At 58.9% G+C, this 20,625-nt stretch carries 16 protein-coding genes; 6 read left to right on the forward strand and 10 right to left on the reverse strand.

The window, feature by feature from the left end; genetic code table 11:
- Positions 1-53 precede the first annotated feature (53 nt).
- From nadC to AC1DZP_RS14925, 5 genes are all read right to left on the reverse strand, one after another.
- Complete coding sequence (nadC, locus tag AC1DZP_RS14905; protein WP_477303356.1) at positions 54-908, reverse strand: carboxylating nicotinate-nucleotide diphosphorylase; 855 nt, start codon at positions 906-908, stop codon at positions 54-56.
- The gene (locus AC1DZP_RS14910) at positions 908-2,449 is read right to left on the reverse strand and encodes an L-aspartate oxidase (RefSeq protein WP_477303358.1); all 1,542 of its coding nucleotides are present in this window, start codon (positions 2,447-2,449) and stop codon (positions 908-910) included. Before AC1DZP_RS14910 ends, nadC begins: the two co-directional genes overlap by 1 nt.
- Positions 2,446-3,408 carry a quinolinate synthase NadA gene (nadA, locus tag AC1DZP_RS14915; protein ID WP_477303360.1) on the reverse strand — a complete coding sequence of 321 codons (963 nt, stop codon included), beginning with the start codon at positions 3,406-3,408 and terminating at the stop codon, positions 2,446-2,448. Before nadA ends, AC1DZP_RS14910 begins: the two co-directional genes overlap by 4 nt.
- A 68-nt stretch (positions 3,409-3,476) precedes the next feature.
- On the reverse strand, positions 3,477-4,427 hold the full coding sequence (locus AC1DZP_RS14920; RefSeq protein ID WP_477303544.1) for an NUDIX hydrolase: 951 nt from the start codon (positions 4,425-4,427) through the stop codon (positions 3,477-3,479).
- A gap of 588 nt (positions 4,428-5,015) precedes the next feature.
- Entirely contained in the window at positions 5,016-6,302 is a 1,287-nt protein-coding gene (locus AC1DZP_RS14925) for a hypothetical protein (protein WP_477303362.1), read from the reverse strand.
- Here AC1DZP_RS14925 and AC1DZP_RS14930 point away from each other — a divergent pair.
- On the forward strand, positions 6,257-7,048 hold the full coding sequence (locus AC1DZP_RS14930) for a class I SAM-dependent methyltransferase (RefSeq protein ID WP_477303364.1): 792 nt from the start codon (positions 6,257-6,259) through the stop codon (positions 7,046-7,048). The two genes, AC1DZP_RS14925 and AC1DZP_RS14930, sit on opposite strands and share 46 nt — an antisense overlap.
- A gap of 60 nt (positions 7,049-7,108) precedes the next feature.
- Here AC1DZP_RS14930 and AC1DZP_RS14935 read toward each other — a convergent pair whose 3' ends face one another.
- On the reverse strand, positions 7,109-7,801 hold the full coding sequence (locus tag AC1DZP_RS14935; protein ID WP_477303366.1) for a class I SAM-dependent methyltransferase: 693 nt from the start codon (positions 7,799-7,801) through the stop codon (positions 7,109-7,111).
- Positions 7,802-8,250: 449 nt separating this feature from the next.
- Between AC1DZP_RS14935 and AC1DZP_RS14940 the strand changes: the two genes are divergently transcribed.
- Entirely contained in the window at positions 8,251-9,687 is a 1,437-nt protein-coding gene (locus AC1DZP_RS14940; RefSeq protein WP_477303368.1) for an MBOAT family O-acyltransferase, read from the forward strand.
- A 2-nt stretch (positions 9,688-9,689) separates the two neighbouring features.
- Positions 9,690-11,180 (forward strand): alginate O-acetyltransferase AlgX-related protein, encoded by a 1,491-nt coding sequence (locus AC1DZP_RS14945; protein ID WP_477303370.1) that lies wholly within the window; start codon positions 9,690-9,692, stop codon positions 11,178-11,180.
- A 14-nt stretch (positions 11,181-11,194) separates the two neighbouring features.
- Here the strand turns inward: AC1DZP_RS14945 and AC1DZP_RS14950 are convergent, their stop codons facing one another.
- The 3 genes from AC1DZP_RS14950 to AC1DZP_RS14960 are packed head-to-tail and all read right to left on the reverse strand — an operon-like array spanning position 11,195 to position 16,501.
- Positions 11,195-13,981 (reverse strand): rhamnan synthesis F family protein, encoded by a 2,787-nt coding sequence (locus tag AC1DZP_RS14950; protein ID WP_477303372.1) that lies wholly within the window; start codon positions 13,979-13,981, stop codon positions 11,195-11,197.
- 17 nt (positions 13,982-13,998) lie between these two features.
- A complete protein-coding gene (locus AC1DZP_RS14955; protein ID WP_477303374.1) occupies positions 13,999-15,465 on the reverse strand; it encodes a class I SAM-dependent methyltransferase in 1,467 nt (488 codons plus the stop codon).
- 28 nt (positions 15,466-15,493) lie between these two features.
- A complete protein-coding gene (locus AC1DZP_RS14960; RefSeq protein WP_477303376.1) occupies positions 15,494-16,501 on the reverse strand; it encodes an NAD-dependent epimerase/dehydratase family protein in 1,008 nt (335 codons plus the stop codon).
- A gap of 364 nt (positions 16,502-16,865) precedes the next feature.
- On the opposite strand from AC1DZP_RS14960, the gene AC1DZP_RS14965 reads away from it, so the two are divergent.
- From AC1DZP_RS14965 to AC1DZP_RS14975, 3 genes are all read left to right on the forward strand, one after another.
- Complete coding sequence (locus tag AC1DZP_RS14965) at positions 16,866-17,660, forward strand: class I SAM-dependent methyltransferase (RefSeq protein ID WP_477303378.1); 795 nt, start codon at positions 16,866-16,868, stop codon at positions 17,658-17,660.
- Positions 17,661-17,671: 11 nt separating this feature from the next.
- Complete coding sequence (locus AC1DZP_RS14970; RefSeq protein ID WP_477303380.1) at positions 17,672-18,832, forward strand: acyltransferase family protein; 1,161 nt, start codon at positions 17,672-17,674, stop codon at positions 18,830-18,832.
- Positions 18,833-19,158: 326 nt separating this feature from the next.
- Positions 19,159-19,713 (forward strand): Lcl domain-containing protein, encoded by a 555-nt coding sequence (locus AC1DZP_RS14975; protein WP_477303382.1) that lies wholly within the window; start codon positions 19,159-19,161, stop codon positions 19,711-19,713.
- Between the two features lie 231 nt (positions 19,714-19,944).
- Here the strand turns inward: AC1DZP_RS14975 and AC1DZP_RS14980 are convergent, their stop codons facing one another.
- Positions 19,945-20,595 carry a hypothetical protein gene (locus AC1DZP_RS14980; RefSeq protein WP_477303384.1) on the reverse strand — a complete coding sequence of 217 codons (651 nt, stop codon included), beginning with the start codon at positions 20,593-20,595 and terminating at the stop codon, positions 19,945-19,947.
- Positions 20,596-20,625: the final 30 nt, after the last annotated feature.

Here is a 20,625-nt window from a genome sequence, read left to right on the forward strand (position 1 = left end):
ATGGCGGACACGGTCGAAAGAAGCTGGGTCGGCTGGATGGTCAGCCCCGACGGTTAAGGCTCACGATAGTCGAGACCGATATCGAGGATCGGCGCGCTGTGAGTCAACCAGCCGATGGAAATCAAATCGATACCGGTTGCGGCAACGGCTGGCGCAATCGCGGCGGTGATCCTGCCCGACGCCTCGGTTGTGGCCCGGCCGGCAACCATGGCTACCGCCTGGCGAAGCTCGTCGACCGACATATTGTCGAGCAGCACGGCGTCGGGGGCCAGAGCAAGCACCTCTTCCAGTTGGGCCAGCGTATCGACCTCGACTTCGATCTTGACGAGATGGCCGGAGCTGCTTCGCGCCCGCTCGATTGCTGTACGAATTCCACCGGCCATGGCAATATGATTGTCCTTGATCAGGATCGCGTCGTCGAGGCCGAAGCGGTGATTGGAGCCGCCACCGGCGCGCACGGCATGTTTTTCGATAGCCCGCAAGCCGGGGGTCGTCTTGCGCGTGCAGACGATCTTTGCGCCGTGGCCGCGAACCGCGGCGACGACCGACGCCGTCGCCGTGGCGATGCCACTCAAATGGCACAGGAAATTGAGCGCCGTGCGCTCCCCCGTGAGAATGGCCCGGGCCGGACCGCTGACCGATGCAATGATCTCTCCTTGCGCGACGTCGCTGCCGTCCGCTCGTTCCACCTTCATTTCCACATTCTGGTCGATAAGCCGGAAGGCGAGCATCGCCAGATCAAGCCCGGCGACAGTTCCAGCCTGGCGTGCCGAAAGGACGGTCGTTGCCCAAAGGTCCTTCGGCACGATGGCATCGGTGGTCACGTCGCCGGCCCTGCCGAGGTCTTCGAGCAGAGCTGCACGCACAAGGGGTTCGAGCATGATTGCGGGAAGTGGTGAGAGGTTCATCACGCGACGCTTTCCAGCATTGGGGAGGATTCGAATTCCAGCGCTGCGGCAATGGCTGCGTCGAGCGTCATCTGGGAGCGGCGGGCCACGGCAACATCGTGGGGGAAGTCCGTCCGGAAATGAGCGCCGCGGCTTTCCCGGCGCAGCAAGGCGGCAACTGTGATCATCAGCCCGACGGCGGCGGGATCCGACGCCGTTTCGTGTCGCTGCGACAGCGCCAGCAGGGTCCGGGCAGCCTGCTTCAACCCTTTGCCGTCCCGCGTGACGCCGAGGGCATGTGACAGGAGGGGGCGCACAGGCCCTGGATCTGGCGCAGGCAGGTCAGAGGCCCTCGCTGGCTTTCCGCGGTGCTCAGGCGAAGCGGCTACGCTCTCGGCAACCCAGCGCGCGCAAACGACGGCTTCGGTCAGCGAGTTGCTGGCAAGCCGGTTGGCGCCGTGCAGGCCGGTCGAGGCAACCTCTCCGCAAGCCCAAAGTCCCGGAATCGATGTGCGCCCGGCCAGATCCACGGCGACACCACCCATGTGATAGTGTTGGGCCGGCCGGATAGGGATGAGATCCCGCGCCGGATCGATACGGGCCTTGCTGCAGGCCGAAGCGATCGTTGGAAATTGCCGCGCGAATGTCGCGCCCGGCTTTTCGCGCGCATCGAGGAAGACGCGATGGCCGTCGGCAAGATGCCGCCAGACGGCGCGCGCAACGATGTCGCGCGGTGCGAGTTCCGCCCCGGGCACGCCATCGAGGAAACGTCGGCCTGTCTCGTCAACGATTGTCGCGCCTTCGCCGCGAACCGCCTCGCTGATCAGCGGCATCGGGCGGCAGGGCCCGTCAAGCGCGGTCGGGTGGAACTGGATGAATTCGAGGTCGGCAAAAATTGCACCGGCGCGTGCGGCGAGTGCCAGGCCTTGTCCGCAGCTGCCGAGCGGGTTTGTCGTGTCGTGGAACAGGCCGCCGATCCCGCCTGTGGCGAGAACGACCCGTCCTGTGGCGACGAACACCGGACCCGTAGAACAACCCGCCAGCACCCCGGTGACCCTGCCGTCCTCCACGACCAGCCGGCGCGCTTCGATGCCCTCGACGACCACAATCGACGGCGTGGAGCGCACGGCGGCGGCAAGGGCGCGCATAATCTCGCGACCGCTGCCGTCACCCCCGGCATGAACGATGCGCCGCCGGCCATGCGCGGCCTCCAGCCCGAGACATAGCGCGCCTTCGGGTGTCCGATCGAAGCGAACTCCAAGGCGCGACAGGTCCTCGATCGCGGCCGGCGCCGCGTACACCATGCGCCTTGCTGCTTCCGCATCGCAAAGGCCGTCGCCTGCGGCGAGCGTTTCGGAAAGATGAAGCGCCGGTTCATCGTCGTCGCCTAGGCTCGCGGCCAACCCGCCCTGCGCCCACGCACTCGACGCTTCCGCGCCAAGCGGCGATCTCGACAGCAGAAGCACCGGCTCCGGTGCCATGTGCAACGCGGTCATCAATCCGGCTATGCCGCCGCCGATGATGACCGGTTGGCCGGCGAGATTGCGGACGTCCATGCTCATACCGCCAGCATCCGCTCGACGGCCAGACGCGCGCGCCCGGCGATCTCGGGCGCGATGGTTACCACATGGCGGTTCTGCTCGAGCGCCGTACGGATGTTGGCGAGCGTTATCCGCTTCATGTGCGGGCATAGATTGCAGGGGCGGATGAATTCCACATCGGAATGGTCGACCGCGACATTGTCGCTCATCGAACATTCCGTCATCAGCACGACGCGGGGCGGCTTTTGCCGCCCGACATAGTCGGACATCGCTGCGGTCGAGCCGGAGAAATCGGCCTCGGCCACCACTTCTGGCGGGCACTCGGGATGTGCCAAAACCGTCACACCCGGATGGTCCTCGCGCAACTGCCGGATATCGGCTGGCGTGAAGCGCTCATGCACCTCGCAATGCCCTTTCCAGGCGATGATCTGCACGTCGGTCTGGGTGGCGATGTTCTGGGCCAGATACTCGTCCGGCAGCATGATCACCCGGGCAACGCCCAGCGACTCCACGACGGCCTTCGCATTGCCGGAGGTACAGCAGATATCGGACTCGGCTTTCACTTCGGCCGAGGTGTTGACATAGGTGACGACCGGCACACCGGGATAGCGCTGCCGAAGCAGTCGGACATCCTCGGCGGTAATCGAGTCGGCCAGCGAACAGCCCGCCCGCAGGTCGGGAATGAGCACGGTCTTTTGCGGATTGAGCAGCTTCGCCGTCTCGGCCATGAAATGCACGCCTGCCAGCACGATGACATCGGCTTCGGCCGTCATCGCCTTGCGCGCAAGCGCCAGGCTGTCGCCGACGATGTCGGCCACACAGTGGAAGATCTCCGGCGTCTGGTAGTTGTGCGCCAGGATGACGGCATTTCGCTGCCGCTTCAGATCGAGAATGGCGTCGATATCATCCGCAAATGCCGGCCATTCAATGGGCGGAATGACTCGCCGTACCCGGTCGTAGAGTGCGGAGCTCAGCGTCATTCTTGTCCCTCACATATGCTCGTTTTGAGTATATATGGGGCATATGCTTATATGGAGCATAAGGATTGTCAAGCACGCGAAAGTGGCAATTTCGTCCCTGCGACCGCCCGCTCGGCCAGAACGCCGTGCCGGAAGCGAAACAGCTTGGCCGGTCGGCCGCCTGTGTCGGTTGTTGATGATCCGGTCTCTTCGACAAGTTCCTGCTGCTCTACCAGCCGCCTGAAATTCTGCTTGTGGACGAGCCGACCGGCGAGCGCCTCGACGCTGCGCTGGAGTTGCAGGAGCGTGAAGACCGACGGCATGAGTTCGAAGACGACGGGACGATATTTGATCTTGGCGCGCAACCTGGCGATGCCGGTTGCCAGGATACGGCGGTGATCGGCCGCCATTGCAAGGCCGAAGGCCGATAGAGTGCCGTTTTCGCCTTGGCGGCGATGCGCTTCCCCGACAAGGGCCGCTTCGTAGAGCAACTCGTAGCGTTGCAGCACCAGTTCCTCATTCCAGCCATTACCATCAAGACCGAAGGCGATCGCTGCTCGCTGCCAGCGGTCATCGTGCGTAGGGCGATCGTCGGCGCCATCCGCCCAGGCCTTCAGGTGCGGAACGATCACGTCCGGCAATGCAGAGGGAACACCTGCACGGTGATCTTCCCAGGGGAAATAGTCGTACCAGTTGCGCCAGGCGGCTTTGTCGGCGGGTGCCGCCTGCTCCTCCCGGGTCAAGGCCAGGTAGCTGATGGAAACCACGCGTTGCGCGCTCCCGTTTGCTGTCCTGTCGCGATCGGCGAAAGTGTAGAGCTGCTCGATATAGCCCAAAGGGTGGCGTGTCTGGTGTTCGACCCAATCCCTTAGACCGGACTGTAGCGAACGATGTCCAAGTTCGAACGGGCCGGAAGGCAGGGATTGACCTCGCTCGATGGTCATGACGCGCGGCTGGCCAATCGTCACCGCGACCAGCACTGCAATCAGTTCCGCCGCAATAGAATGCCGTTCGCCGCTTTTTGCGGGCTGCCTCACAATATCTTCCGCCTCATTTTTGCGTAGTCCTCGATCAGGGTGCGCTGGCAATTGTCTGCCCTACGGCCAAGGGTTGATTCTGAGCGTGAACCGGGCCGTGGCGGCAGTCAACGTTTCAACCCAGGCACCAGGCGGGGTTGGATAGGCATCGGTCCAGGCACCCAGCGAAGGACAGTACACTGCCGCCGACTGGATATGGTTCACGAGCTACTGGCCAAGCATGCCAAACGCGAAATCCACACGTGACCCAGCCGCTCATCGAGCTACTTAGCGAGTCAGCCAGATTCGCACGAGAAACATCGGGATGGGTTTCGGCAAGCATCCACAAAAGTCTCGATGGAACGTGAGTCGCCAACTATGCGCAAAGCGCAAGCGATGGTGCCGCTGCCGCCAAGCGTTGCCCCGCTAGCCACCGACGTCAGGCCTGCCGCGCCGGTCTGGTCGCCATTGACGAGCAACGTGCCGCTGCCGACATTAGTCGCCCCGCCATGCCCAGCTAGGCGGCTCAATTCACAACGCCACTGTCTTTATTTATGTTGCCGCCAACCTACCAACAGCGCGACCGCTAGCGCTAAGAAGCTCGACCGAATTTCAGGTCGATGTCTCGAGATCGCCAATGCCGGCGCCTTCCCGTTCTGCCAGTTTGATGATTTCGGCGAATCTGGCGTCGTCGATCTGTCCGGCCATGCACACGCCGTCCGTATGCCATCCGGGCCGTGACATTTCCTCGAATTCAGGATCCCGCAGCCGGTCGGCCAGCCTGCGATTGCAAACGAGATAGGCGTCTTCAAACTGCTTTACGACATATGCCGGCAACCCGAACGGCGGCCCTGGCAGGTGTCGTTGAAGAGCCAAAAGCGCTTCTGACATCGGTGGCAGACCCCGCTCGTTGAGCATTCGCGCAACCTCGGTCATTTCGGCGTTAAGGCTCCGGTTGGCATGAATTTCCTGCACCTGATCGATCGTTTCGATGCCAATACCCAGCCGCACCTTGAACGCGCTCAGCAGCGAACGCGGGCTATAGTTGATCATCCGCATGGCGGCATCGGGAAATGCGCCGGTCCAGCTCTCGTAGAGGCAATTCCAGTCAAGATGGGGATGATATTCGGCGCCGTCTACAATATCGCTGCGCCCGAGCGACTTGATGTCCTGCGCGTAGCCGCTAGCTGACAGGATGTCCTGCCGCCTCAGGACACAGACGATCATGACGACGTCCACATTCTCCTGCCTGAAATATTCCGCCACATGCAGCGGCTCGCAGATATGAAAGTATTCTGACGATATGATCGACACCAGATCGGGGTCGGACGAGAACAGCGTCTCCTTCTCGTCAGGAAGGTTGGCGAGACCCCTGATGTCGTCCAAGGCGCGCCGCGACACGTCCTGGACCAGGCTTGCGGCGACTTGATGCGAGGCCATGTCAGGAGCGACGTAGAAGCCGGCCGGCTGCAGGACAACACTGTTGTATCGGAGCCAGTTCTGCAGGAACGTGGTTCCAGTCTTGGCGAGGCCGATATGAAGGATTGCCCTGGGCATGAGTGCCAGCTCTATGGAGGACTTGTTCACTCTTCCTACGCCTAGTCGGCCCGGTTGAGCAACGGTCGATGCTGCCTGTCCGTTCTCGCGCTCCGCTTTGACCGACAAGCGATTCCCGCAGGGCTCGGATGCCCCGGACTCGCCGCGACGCAAATTCGTGTCGGAGCTCCTCGACGCCAGGCATGCGGCACAAACGCGACCTAAAAGGCAGGCTGCAGATTGTTTAATTGTCTCCAGATCGTAAGTTGGTGGTAGGGCGGCTTGTGGGTTGGCGGCGGACGGCTCAGAGAGAATCGATGTCAGATATCGATATTGCCGGCATACTGGCAGAGCATGAACCACTCGCCCGGTCGATCGCCGAAGCGAAAAAGGTCGCCTATGAGATCAGCAAGGATGACATGCTGCTCGATTTCTTCGTCCGGGCCGTCTTTCCGACAGATCACCGAAAAGCGATTGAACCCTATTTCACAGGGGGAGAAGATTGCGCCAAACGCTTCGCCAACCTTTGCCGCGAGCACCTTTCATCTGGCCCAGCCAGCGTCCTTGAGTTCGCGTCGGGTTATGGCCGCGTCGCACGTTATGCGATGCACGTTCTGCCGGACGCAGCATGGGTTTGCAGCGACGTTCACCCAAATGCCGTCGAATTCCTATCAAACAAGATCGGCGTCAGGGCACACCTCTCGTCGACAAAACCGGAGGACTGGAGCATCGACGACGAGTTTGATGTTGTCTTTGCCCTATCGTTTTTTTCGCACATGCCAGACGCCACCTTCGCGCCGTGGCTTTCTCGCGTTCTCACGGCGGTGAAGCCGGGGGGTATCTTGATTTTCACAACGCACGGAGCCGTCACTCTCCGAAACATGAGAGCCGGGGGTTTGCCTGCGCAATTTGATGGCACCGGATTCTATTGGAACTCGAAAAGCGATCAGCGCGATCTGGACGCTCGCGACTATGGAACAAGCGCCGTTTCCCTTGGTTATGTTCAAAAAGCAGTGTCCGACGTCGAAGGGGTCGACTTGATCCGCTTCCAGCAGGCGTTTTGGTGGGGGCACCAAGACCTTTATGTCGTCCGCAAGCTCGATCAATAAGCTTGCTGTACAAACGATATGTCGCGTGAGGAAGGCGACTATACGAACTTAGAAGTAATACTACGTAGTAAATAGTTTTTTGCGAGCAGTTATTGCTGTGGCGTCTGGGTATGAAACCGTATTTATGTTGACCGACGCGAAGCCGGCTCGAATTGGAAATGTCCAAGCGTCGGCCCCAAACTCGGTGTGCACCATGAAGTCATACCCGCCTTGGTTCGAATCCCCATGGTAACTTGGCGGAAGCCCTTCTCTGTCGCGCGTCAAACGACCGACAATCGTTGGGACAGTATAACATAGGCATCCATCATCTGAGAGAACGCGCCCGCATTCCCTCAGAGCTTCAATCGGAAATGGCACGTGTTCCAGCGTATCGGAATGAACGACGAGATCAAACCGATCGTCCTCATAGGGCATGGACTGCATATCGACTGAGGGGTAGTCGGCACGGATATACAGTGGGAGAACCGAAAGTGTCTCAGACAATGACGAGCCGTTGATATCGAGAATGCGGAGACGGCGCGCTTCACTTGTATTGACAAACTCGACCAAAGTGTTGGGGGTGGAGACGGCTTCGCGAATTGCATTGGCTAAAGCAATCCCCCTTAGATTTGAGCCGCAATGCGTGCATTGCGTGCCTTGCTGCCGGTCGATATTGGCAACCTCGGCGGACGATAAATTCCACTCAGCGATCAGCCGAGGCCAAAGAACTTTGCTGTCCCGAAACTCATCATTCCCGCAAACTGTGCACGCCAACAAAGGAATCCTCCATAAGGCACATACTCAGGGCATTCGCGCAGAGGGCCAGACGTATAATAGTAGCAGTTCGCCGCTGGACCAGGCTATCGCCATCATGCACAGCGTGGTTTCGAAACTTTCCAATTGTCTGAGGTGGTTCATGCCGCGGGGATAGGTGTAGGTGGTGACCGTGCCCGCGGCATCCGTGCTGTCGAATCCAATGGTGCTTCGGCACGAAATCGCCATGCACTGCGCCAGCAAATCGATTATTTTCTTGCTGCGGTGGACCTGATTCCGCCCGGCTTGGGTTATCGCGAGGCAACTCCCAAGCGGCGCCGGCCAACTTGCCGAACTCAATTCGCAGATAGCCCGTCGTCACAGGGGAGCGCGGCGCCGGTTCGGGAAGGAATTCAGGCCAAGTCCTGCGTATTGACTTCAATCCATCCATTTGCGATCCGGAAGGACAAATGGGCGAAACCGATCGGCGCGCAATGGTATTTTCCGACCAGGCATTTCTCTTCCTTTACCTGCCGATCACGCTCTTGCTAGGTTCGATCCTTAATCGAACGAGATTATTCTCGCCGTTTATCTTCCTATCAAGCCTGATCTTCTTCTACTGGTCTTCTGGCCTTTACGTTCTGCTGCTGCTCTTCAGCATTGTGCTGAATTTCGCGGGCGCGATCGCGGTGGAGCGCTGGCATCACAAACTAGTGGTCACCGCCGTCGTCACACTGAACGTGTTGGTCCTCTGTTATTACAAGTATACGGCCTTCCTTCTTGGCTCTGTCGGATTTTTCGGTTCCGAGAGTCTGCAACACTTCGCGCAAACCATCATTCTCCCGATAGGGATCTCGTTTTTCACGTTCCAGGGCATCTCCTATGTGATCGACGTGTGGCGTGGCGAGGTAAAGGCTGAGCGCAACTTGGTGTTGTTTGGCGCCTACAAGGCCTTCTTCCCGCAGCTGATTGCCGGCCCGATCGTACGGTATCGGGACGTCGAGAAGGACTTCCACCATCCTGATCTCAACGCGGATATCTTTGCCGCCGGGGCCGGTCGGTTCATGGTCGGCCTTTGCAAAAAGGTCCTTATCGCGGACAGCGTCGCGGGCGTCGCGGACGCGTCCTTTGCCCTTGCCGGCGCGGAGCAAACCTTTGCCTCTGCCTGGCTCGGGGCAATCGCCTATTCGATCCAGATCTATTTCGACTTTTCGGGCTATTCGGACATGGCGATCGGCCTCGCCATGATGTTTGGAATCCGGTTCAAGGAGAACTTCAACCACCCCTACGCCGCGTCTACAATCACCGAGTTTTGGCGTCGCTGGCACATCTCGCTGTCGAGCTGGTTTCGCGACTACCTCTATATCCCTCTGGGCGGAAACAGGGCGGGCCTGGTGCGAACTTACGCAAACCTGATGATCGTGTTCCTTGCGACCGGGATATGGCATGGGGCGGCATGGACGTTCGTCTTGTGGGGCGCATACCACGGAATTTTTCTTATTGCGGAACGCCTGATCCTTGGAGGAAGGGCGTTTTCATCACAGGTCGTTCGGATGATCTATTTCTTTCCCGTCGTGATTTTCGGATGGGTCCTGTTCCGCGCAAACGACCTGGCAGTCTTCGCCAACCATGCACGCGCCATGCTGTTGCCGCTGGCGGACGGGGCGTTCGGGCTGCCCGGGTCGATGGATCTCGCGCTTTCGCCTCAGGGCAAAGTTGCTATGCTGTTGGCCTGCCTCCTCATAGTCATCCAGGGGCAGGTAAGGCCCTTGGGTGTGGTCGTAGCCGGAGCGACGGGCAGTGCCGCGTGCTTCGCCCGGCTTGTCTTCGTCAGCGTCGCAGCAATCATCTGCGCGATATACATCGTACCTCAGGCCTTCTCACCGTTCCTCTATTTCAGGTTCTGAGTATGAAATTGGCGAATCTCGCAACCATCGGAGCCTTCGCAGTCTTTCTCGCTGCGCCCGTCGGCAGCCTCGTAACGATGGGACTCGACCCGGCCGCCGAAAGAGCGATCACCTTGACCGAACTCACGTCGGCAAAACTGCTGACGCCAAATGACGAGAAGTATCGGAACGACGTAGCCAGAAGGCTTGTCAGCAATTCTCCAGTCGGAATGGACGCCATCCGCGCGAAGAATGCCCTGGATGTCAAAGTGTTCGGCTTCGTCAATACATCCCAAGTCATCTCCGGCGCAGATGGATGGCTGTTTTACAAGCCTGGGTTCCAGAACGGCGCATGTATGTCAGAGCACGATATTGGCGTCATGCTGGGGCATGTTGAAGCGTTGCGAATGATAGCGAAGGGGATTGGCATAGACTTTCGTACGTCGGTCTCACCAGACAAGGAAGTTGTGTATCCCGAGAAACTTGGGCCTGCCGCCGCAGCCGCTGCCGGCTGTAAGATCCTTTCATCGCGTTTGTGGCGCCGCATCGCAAAGACCAGCAAATCGAGCATAATAGACCATTTCGATGTGATGCGTCATGACGTAACCGATGACCTGCTCTACTTCAGAACGGATACCCACTGGAACGAGCTTGGGAAACTCAAAGCCGTCAGGCAACTCGTCTTCGAGTTGACCGGCAGAAAAGTGGACGGCCCGATCCTCGCAAGCGGCCAAGTCATGCACGCCACCGACATGCCAAACAGGCTGCTGAGAATCGACCACGAGGAAGCCGAAGAAACTTATGACGACTACGTATCTCGAACATTTCCTGATGATAGCAATCAAAAGATCGCAGATACGTTTATACTTCACGACTCATTTTATGGCGTAAGCTATGATTTGTTAAAGCATGTCTTCCTGAATCCCCTTTTTCTATCCTACGGGAACGAGAATATCGAACAGGAAGTCCGCAATGCATTGGCGAAATCCCCCAAGCATGTCCTGGTGAACACCGTCGAGCGGAACATGCTGTCCAAAATTCTCCACGGTGAGATGTCCTGGACAGGAGTGCTCGGCAAGGCGTTCCTGGACGCCAACGCAAAGGCTGCTGGCGGGTGCAAAATGGCGGACGCTGCGAAAGATGGGCTGAAATTCGAGAACCTGAGCAAACAGCCGTCGGGCGATTTCACCGCGGGAGTCGATCCCCAGATCCTCGTGCGATTGGCTGAGCATGGCAGGCCTTGCGTGCGGATCTCGTTCGAAACTACGGCAAGACAGAACACCTATGTCTATTTACCGATCAAAGACCAGGTCAATCAGAACGGGCCATACTTCGAAGGGTTCTCGTTGATGCTCACCGACGCGCCGGGACCGCGCGACTTCTGGCTTGTATTGCCGGAGGATTTTGCCGGCATGACGCTGAGGGTTGATCCGATCTACTCAACCGGAACGCTATCCCACCTCAGAATACAAACCGGGGCACTCCCCTCATTCTCGCCTGCATCGAACATGTGAGCACGCCTCGCCTGTTACCAACTCGTGCCGGGCGCGCGCAAACCAGCGGTATCGAATCCGGCCTTGCGCGCAACAAACGGCATCAAGCGCTCGACCGCATGGAGGACGGTGCCGTCATAAGGAACGGGCTCCGATGGGTAATCATTCCAATCGAGACCCAGTTCGCGTAACGGAAGCAACACGCTTGGACGGCACCAGAACATGGTTCCCAGCGGAAAGTCGAAAAAGTCCGCCAGCGGCATGGCGATGCCCATCCGTCTCGCCAAATCTTCAGCGATCTCCCTGTTGTCGTTCCAACCGACGAGGTGTGGATCCTCCGCCATCAAAAGACCTATCGCCGGTTTCGATGCGAAGACCTCGGCAGCGAGATCGAGCATCGCGTGTTCGCCACCAACCAGGTTCTCCCAAAGGAAGTGGCGCCACGCCTCACCCATAGCCGCGTCCGTGCCCACGCTCCTCTTGGCGTGCACATGGCCGATCAGATCGTAGCGGCCATCAAGCAGCCGTGGCAGGAATTCAGTAAGAAGCGGTCCGACATCGCGCCCCCTGTTGGGAACGATTGCCATTTCRAYGGAMCCGTGGTGGTCRTCAAACACSGCTCGAAGATGTCTGGCTTTGGCGTCGGTGTCCGTGGACAGGAACAGATCGCAGCGCGTGCGGTTACGCTTGAGCCGGAAGGCCAGATYATCAGCCAGATCTTCATAGTAAAAATGGGCATGAAGGGCCACACGCTGCTCCGACGGYCGGTMAGTGCYGTTGACRGGATTGAAAACGTCCCGSGACCAGGGGCCGGSSGSGCGCCCGGCGCGGASCCARTGGGCYARGGGATGGGCTTTTCCCGGTCCGCAYTCGTCYGGATTGGCTTGTGCATAGCTTTGCGGATTGAAGCCTGCACAAGGACGGCGGAACTGTGGRTTGGCKGTCGAATCGGCCGAAAGGCCCATGATGCTCCATTGCTGGAGCGTGCGCCGCCCGGCTTCCAACTCGGCAATTGGCGCGGTACYTGGAGGAAGAACCATTTCGAGATCGACAGCRGCGGCCGCCATCAGGGTGGCAAGGTCCTCCTCATGAAGTGCCGCCGCAGATGTTTTGCCCCACTCATCGATTTGTTGAACATAGGCACTCATGTTGTAGGCCGCATGTCCTACTCGCGCCACTTCCGCTCCCAGGGCCTTTGCCTTGTCGCGGTCGTCCGCCAGCCCGCACAAGATGACGGCTGCGGCATGGGTATCGAGGTGAGGTGCAATGAGAGGACGTGTTGCAGCGTCGGCCCCTAAGATTTCCGCCGTTCCACAGGCTCCCTGGAAGCATACGGTCGGTATCCCGCGCACAACCGTATCGATGGCCACGTTTGGCTGCGGGTCCAGGCGGGAACTGAGAAAGAAGGCGTCTGCAACGGTATATGCGGGCTCCAAATCCGATACCGGATCAAGCATCACCAGGCTATCTCCCAGATCCGACTGGGCTATCTGGTAGGCGAGATACGCGGAGTAGCCACTGTCATTCTCCGGATCGTACCCATCACCGATCCAGACAAATCGAAAGCGAACATCCGGTCGCAGTCGTTTCGCCGTGGCGGCAGCGCTTATGAAAAGATCAACGCCTTTGCGAATGTTCACCGAGCCGGCGCCGAGCACGAGAAAGGAAGCTTCCTCACCCTCGGGCCGCAAACGAAGCAGGAACTCGTCGCCTTTTTTGTCAGCCGGCTGATCGACTGAGGACGCTGGCGGCGGATCGCTGCGCCCCTGAGCCATGATATGAATTCCGGGGCGCCTTTCGAGGCCAGGAAAGGCATCGTACGAAGACTGCGCAACGATCTCGGCAGGAAATACGACATGATGCGCCCAGTCATAAACGTTACGCATCTTGGCCACAGGGCGAGTGTAGGCGGCAAACTCATGCACCAAAGCGACGCTCGGCACTCCACAAGACGCCAAGGCAGGCACCATGATCTGCGTTTCTATGCTGTTGGCGATGGCATAAAGCGGCCTGAATTCCTCTGTGATCCGCTTGGCCAGCCGGGCCGCATCCACAGGGTTCCAATCTTCCCAAGTCAACGGACCGACGGACGAGGCGGCAATGGCGATGAAGTCGCTTTCCAGTTCTCCACCGCGCATCATCAGGGAGACCAGCGTTGCCCCTTTCGCGAGTTCCCGGGCAAGGTTCCAGCCCAGCATCGGCGCGCCCGTCCTCGAAACCTCATGCGAAATCAGAAGCACAACCGGTTTTTCCGACTGCGGCAAGGGCGAAAACTCTAGCCTRTCAACGACAGAAACTCCTCGCCGACCTTCGCGCCTGCCATCGTGCTGGTAATGCAGTARAGGCGAAATCCCRGCGCTCGCGACATCTGGATAACGTTCCCGATAATAAGCCGAATCAAAAAGAGGCGATGCGCGCCAGCCCATCGGCTCACCGACCACTGCATAGTGCAACGCTGGGTCCATACCGGCCGGCAAACGGTCAGCGTAGAATTCAGCATCGAAGCACGGCGACCGTCGGAAGGCTGCAGCAAGTTCTTCGGCTTCATGTTTGTTCGCGGGCAGCGGTTCCCCYAGAGCCGAAAGTTCCAGCCAGACATAAGCAGGCGGCTTGAACATCCCTGCCGTCTCGTAGAAGGGACGCAAGAAATCACCGTTGAATCGCGCATTTGGCTCCAACCCAATCCGCCAGCCRATTTCGGCATAGTGCCCCACTGGATCCCGCAGTTCCGGCCGATTAAGGGAGGAGCGGTAATRGTCGGCATCTACGAACCCCGTCATTTCCAGCATAGCGACGAATTCACGGCGAATTTCATCAGCCATTACGCTCTCRCGACTATTCATTGTGTGCGTCCCGGTCCAAGGACACGATTGCGGACAAAGGCGCGGAGGGGGCGAGGAAAGAGCCGCGACGCGCCAAGTATCCCAAAGCGCCTCARAATGGCCTCGAGGCGGTTGCGCAGGCTCAAGTAGCGTTGCTCCCATTCGGCGGCCTTGCGCTCCAACTCCGCAATCCGACCTTCGTATTCGGCATTTCGCTGTCGCAGTTCTTTGGCCTCGGCATCTTGTCTGAGACGCGATTCAGTGAGGAGGTTGGCGTGGCCCCGGAACGACGTTCTCAACACGTCCCGCTGCACGCCTGCAATGGCCAGTTCGGAGCTTACTTGCGTCAACTCGGATCGCAGGTCGTCAATGACAGTACGGTTTTCCGACTGAACCGAGGCCAAAGCGGCTTCCGCATTCTGGGCCCGTTCGACTTGAGCTTTAATGGTTTCACTAGCCGTTTCAATTTCGCGGCGGAAACCGGAAGCCAGCAATTCCGTCTGCTCCATGTGACTGCGAAGCTCTGCCTGAGCGGCATGGCTTCCAGACTGGGCCAATGTCAAAGCGGCTTCCGCTTTTTCGGCCCGTTCGACTTGAGCTTTGATGGTTTCACCAGCCGTTTCAATTTCCCGGCGGAGACCGGAAGCCAGCAATTCCGTCTGCTCCACGTGATTGCGAAGCTCCGCGCGAGCGGCAGCGGCACTTTCTGCTCGCGCCAGGATTTCACCGATGTCGCTTGTTTCGATGAACAACGAATTGGGAATAGCTGGAAGTTCTGATTGGGACGCAATCGCAATATTGTAAGGCGGTCGAGGCAAGCCATGACTGACCTCGTAGTGCGTCTCTCCTCGTCGCTCGAACGTTAGCGTTCTCGATATTCCGGCCTCGTCGTCCACGATAAGCGTTGATCCGAGCAGCGGTCTTTGAAGGAGTATCAAGACATTGCGGAACGCCCCCTTCAGCAGGGCCTCGAACTCCACACGCGAGAGTTCGTGCACATGATAGGGATTGGCAGGGCTTCCGAGTGGGGAATAGACGTCTCGTTCAGGAGACGAAAGGATGAGAAGACCGGCTGGCCGCAAAACGCGCTGAACCTCTGCGATAAACAGATCATGTTCAAAAAAATGCTCGAGCGTTTCGAACGATACGACCACGTCGACACTCGCATCTCCCAAAGGCAACTTGCGAGCGTCTCCTTGCTGATAGCGAAGGTTGGGAGCGACATAGCTCCCCTGGGCGTGCGCTACCGCCTCCTCGGACAACTCGATGCCAACAACCGATCGCGCGACCTGGGCCAGGAGAGCGGAGCCGTAGCCCTCGCCTGAGGCGACATCGACAACATCAAGGTCGCGGCAAAGAGCCCGGGCAAGAAAATAGCGATGAAGGTGCTCGATCTCCACCTGACCCGCCGTAGCGGTTGTCAACCGTTCGCCGGTCCACTCTAGTGCTTGCCGCGGCAGGACCCGTTCGAATATTTCTCCCATTTGATTGTCGCCAATCCCTCTCACTGGTCTAATGGGCGGCGCCACTTACCGCTGACCTGTCACGATGCGCTACGCTACCACCAAGATCCGCGAGTGTTTGGCTCAAGCCTTCGGAAAATGAGAGAGTAGGTCGCCACCCCAGCGCCTCCCGAATGAGCGAAATATCGAGCACGCTCACTGGAACATCGAATTTCCGTCCGCGCTCATAGCGAACGTCCAGTCTTTGGCAGAGTTTTGATTCAAGTTCGGCAATGACACCGTTAAGGCTGATTCCCTCACCGCTGCCGATATTGAAAACCTGATGGCCGTCGAGCGGTGCTGCGCGTGCCAGTGCAACCAAGCCTGCTGCGGCATCGGAGATGTGAATGAAATCACGCACGACTTCCCCATCGCCCCAGACGATTATTGGCCGTTGCGACAACGCGCGGTGTAGGAACGTCGTTACCACGCCTTGGCCTCTAGCCAAATTCTGCCCTGCTCCAAAAGGATTGGCTAGACGCGCCACACGACAATCGAGCCCGTAGAGAGCTCGATAGGTGCCCAGATACAGTTCAACAGCGGCTTTGCCGGCACCGTAGGCGGTAATCGGGTTTAGACGGTGATCTTCATGCACCGGAACGCGTAGCAGTTTGCCATAAACCGTACCGCCGGACGAAGCGAAGATCAGCCTTGGCGCCTGCGCCCCTTTTTTCCGAAGCGCATCCAGCAAACCCAGCGTCGGCGCGACATTGGTCGACAGATCGAGGGTGGGATCGTTGTTGGCGCTGGCAGGGACGGATGACCATGCATAATGGTGAATGACGGTGACCCCGTCGATCAAGCTATCCCATTGCGCGTTGGCAAGATCGAAACTGCGCCATGCGACTCGCTCGTCAAGTGCAGGAGTAAATGTCGGCTTCGAAAGCGAGCGCCCGGCCAAAACGACCTCACACCCGCTTTGTACCAGGATTGCAGCAACATGTCGGCCAATGAAGCCACTTCCACCGAGAATCAGATGTCGTTCGACGATGTCCGATTTTTCTGTTTTTGATGACATCCGGATATGCTCGGCCGCTCCCGAATATGGTTAACTGCGGTTGTGGGAATCAGAATAGCGAACCGCAATTCCCAAGTAGGTCCGTACTCTGACTTCGCGAGTGCGTCAAAGCTTATCGGGTTGACGGAAGGATGTGTTGCTATTGCGCTCAGCACTTGTTCGGCTGGGTCGTAGATGACAACTTTTGCCGGCTACCAGCCAGAGCATGCGCCGGGGCGGAAACGCCGGATTAAGTGCATCGCCTGCACCGTCCTCGCGCGCAAGTTGTTCATGGTTTACTTGTTCATAATTTAGTAATGTAGATGCTAGGTGCTTCGCGTGCTATGCCGTCAGCGGTTATGGAGAGCGGCGATTTCGCGCAAAAATGAAAAACCTGGACCGACAGGACCGTGCTGCTTTCAGCGGCTTCGCTGCGACACTGCATGAAATGGTGTCGCTGAACCTCCATGAGAACGACGGGATGTTTCATGGGAACGGCCGGCACTATCTAACCTGCGGGGGATCAGCGCTAAACGTTATCGCGGCGGCGGTCGGCCTGGCTGGAATAGAGCCAAAAAAAATCCTCGATTTCGGGGCTGGTGCCGGACGCGTCACCCGTTGGCTGCGGGCTGCGTACGCCAGCGCCGAGATTTCGGCGACAGACACGCGCGCTGAGGATCTCGAATTCTGTGCACGCGAGTTTGGTGCGCGGACGTGGCTGTCTGGCACCGATGTGGACGGCCTCGACGCTCCCTCGCGGTACGACCTGATCTGGGTTGGTTCGGTTTTGACGCACCTGCCCGCGAACATATCCGAGCGTCTGGTCAGGAAGCTGCTTTCATGGCTGCGATCAGACGGCGTCCTTATCGTCAGCCTGCATGGACGTTTCGTCCATTTCCGAGGCCCCCAGTTCAACTACTATGGCGTCGCCTCTGGGTGGGAGGACATCGAGAGGCAGTATCTTGCAGAAGGCTATGGCTATGCCGACTATCCTGGTCAGGACGCATATGGGATCTCGCTCTCGAAGCCAAGTTGGGCCAGTTCGCTGGCGGAACGGCTGGAGGGCACTCGCCTGGTCCTGATGAGTGAACGAGCATGGGATAACCACCATGATATTCTCGCACTGCAAAATCGACCGGTGACCGCGCCGCTGTCCGTTCGAACCAGCCAGGCAAGTTGATGCGAGCGAGTATGGGCGGACAAATACATCCGAAGGCGTTGATCTTTCCGCTCACTGGACTGCGGTTCTTCGCCGCCTTTGCCATTGTACTCCACCACATCCAGGGGAGTTTCGGTGTATCGCCCACTGTGTTTCAAGGCTGGAACCTCGCCAATGGCGTCACCGTTTTCTTTGTCTTATCAGGGTTCGTACTGACCTATTCCTATCCTGCTCTCAATGAACCGGGTGAAACACGTCAGTTCTATATCGGCAGAATTGCCAGGATTTTTCCGGCTCATCTGGTGACGTTGCTGGCGGCAGTCGCGTTGGGCGTGCCATTTGCGGCTCCGTATTTCCTCGCAAATGCCTTGTTGCTGCAAAGCTGGTTTCCAACCGGCGACTATTTTTTCAGCTACAATGCGGTCAGCTGGAGCATCTCTACCGAGATGTCTTTTTATCTCGCCTTCCCGTTTCTGATCCGCAATTTCGAATCGACATGGCCTTGGAAACTCGCCGCATGCTTTGTCGCCTCTTCGGCGATGGGTCTCCTTGCCTGGCAACTCGGGCTGCCTTTTTACAGTGGCGGAAAAGATGCTGTCATCCAGGGCATCGTGATGGTCAACCCGGTCGCAAGGGTCTTCGAATTCTGCCTCGGCATGACGGCGGCGTTGCTGTGGACGCGCTTCCGCGACCGTCTTGCCCATCTTCGCTTTGGCACATGGGCGGCGATCGAGTTGATCGGCGTCCTGCTGCTGATTTGGGGATCTGGCTGGATCAACGCGATCCTGCAGCCCGTCATGGGCTCGGGTGCGATGCAGTATTGGACGGCCCAGACACTTTCTCCTGTCGTTCCGGCGGCCTTGCTGCTCATTATTCTCGCATCGAGCACCGGGCCGTTGGCGAAGGTGCTCGCCTGCCGCCCCGTGAGGTTCCTTGGCGAGATTTCGTTCGCCATTTACCTGACACACCAACTCGTCATCAGGTTTTTTGTCATGCACCCACAGATCTTGGAAGGGGTGTCGCAGCGGACGGCGATTGGGGTCTTTCTGATTACGGTTCTCGCCGCATCAACCGCACTGCATCTGGCCGAGGTTCCAGCCCGAAGGATGATTGTGGGATTGTTCGGTCGCACCCTGAGGACGAACGCCGTGACCGTCGACGACCATTTTTTGGTCAACCAGAGCCAAACTTAGAGTAAATTCGCTTTGTCATCGTGACCATGATTGTGACGACGACGATCGTCATTGTCGGTCTGCCTAGGCGCTTCATGTTGAAGGGCGAATGGAGACCGAGACGTCGAGCCGATCAGGTTCTTGATTTTCGTAGTCGCGTGTGGGGTAGTGGCTGCGGCGTTGTTCACCATGATTTAATGTAAATTAGCGGCCCGCGGGCGGAAATCTGCCTGAAAAGTTGACGCATCGGGAAGTGACAGGACTTTCCATTGTTCGTCACTTAAAGTATACTTATCCGGTTGCCATATCGAACGCCGTCATGATGCCAAACCAGCGAGGAGGAAGGCATGTTTCGGATCGCGTCTCTTGCGACTTTCAACGCTGCGCTTGCCCTTTTCGCCATGGTGTCAGTGCCGCCATCCCAGGCCGAACCATGTGGCACCGTCCACAAACTGACCCGCCAGCCGCTGAGTGACCAGACTTTCTGGCTGCTCGCTGAACATGACGGCAAGGCTTTCGTCGACCAGCGCACATGCCTTGTCGCCAGGCTGGACAGAGTTGATCAGCCGCTTACGCTGAGCGATGCGATGGGGCACTGTGCTACCCTCGGACAAGGCGGTCCGAACGGTGACATGGGCTGGCAGCTTCCGACGATGGCGGAACTGACGAGTCTCGATTCGGCGGACTGGCCAAGGCAGCACGACGCGTTCGCGGAATACAAGCTGCCGCCGCTCGCGCGCAGCGAAACCGATTATTGGACCCGCACTGAATGGCCGGGGGCGGCAGGCTCCTTCGCGGTCGTCACGTTCAGCGCGCGCACGACTGTGGTGCATCCGCTTGAAGCGACCAAGAAGGCCGGGGTATGGTGCGTCTTCGGGGTGCCGGCCACAGGCGTGGAGTAGACACTCTTACGCCAAGTCTCCCTCGGGCAACCAAGTCTCCTTCAGGCACCAGACAATCGCCGCTGCGGCGCACGCAACGGGCAACTGGCGCTCGACACCTGGTCAAGTCATGACGGAGCCCCAGCTTTCGCGATGCGATGCCTGGCTGCTCAGCAGCCAGGCCGTGGGACGGAGCGACTGTCCGACTTGCCTTCACCGGCGCGGCCATTGTGCCTGCTACGTCTTGGCCGCCTACCGCAGATCCAGTTGCAGCAGGCCGCTATAGTCCTCCGTCGTCAGGAAGAAGCCCTCGTCGATCGCCTTCGCCTTGAAAGCAGAATCGTCGCGCAGGTCCCGGAATTCCGGCTTCAATGTGCCTGACGCGTTGAAGTAGCGATCGCGAAAGGCCGCCCGGTTAAGCTCGGCATAGTCTCCGCCCTTGCCTGCGACCGTGCAGGATTTCAGTTCGGTTTGGTCGGCGGCCTCCGCCGGAAACGACGCCCTCGCGAAGTCCATCGGCCCGATGTCGGGGGCAATGCTAGTCGGATACTTTGTAATGCACCGGACCGTTCTATCCGCGGCCGCCACCGGCAGATCGAAATAGGGGGGCCGCAGCCCCTTGGCCGCGAGGTAGGCGAAGGTCCGTATGCGGTTGGCCGCCTTCAGCGCGTCAAGGTCCGTGGTCTCAAGAGCGGTAGCCCCGATCTTGATACTGCTGGAGCCGCTGATCGCGAGAATCTGCTGCTCCAGCCAGGCCCGATCGCGATCGATCCAGGCCAGGAAGTCCAATGGCACAGCAGCCGGCGGTCGAACTTCCTCGCCCATGGATTGCGTCGAAAATGTCGCTGCGGTCATGAGTGTGACCCCGGCGAGAATGGCCGGAAGCCATCGGTTCTTGAGCATGTCATGCCTCCATTCCTCTATGGCGACCAG

The organism is Mesorhizobium sp. P2_F8 (assembly GCF_056403655.1).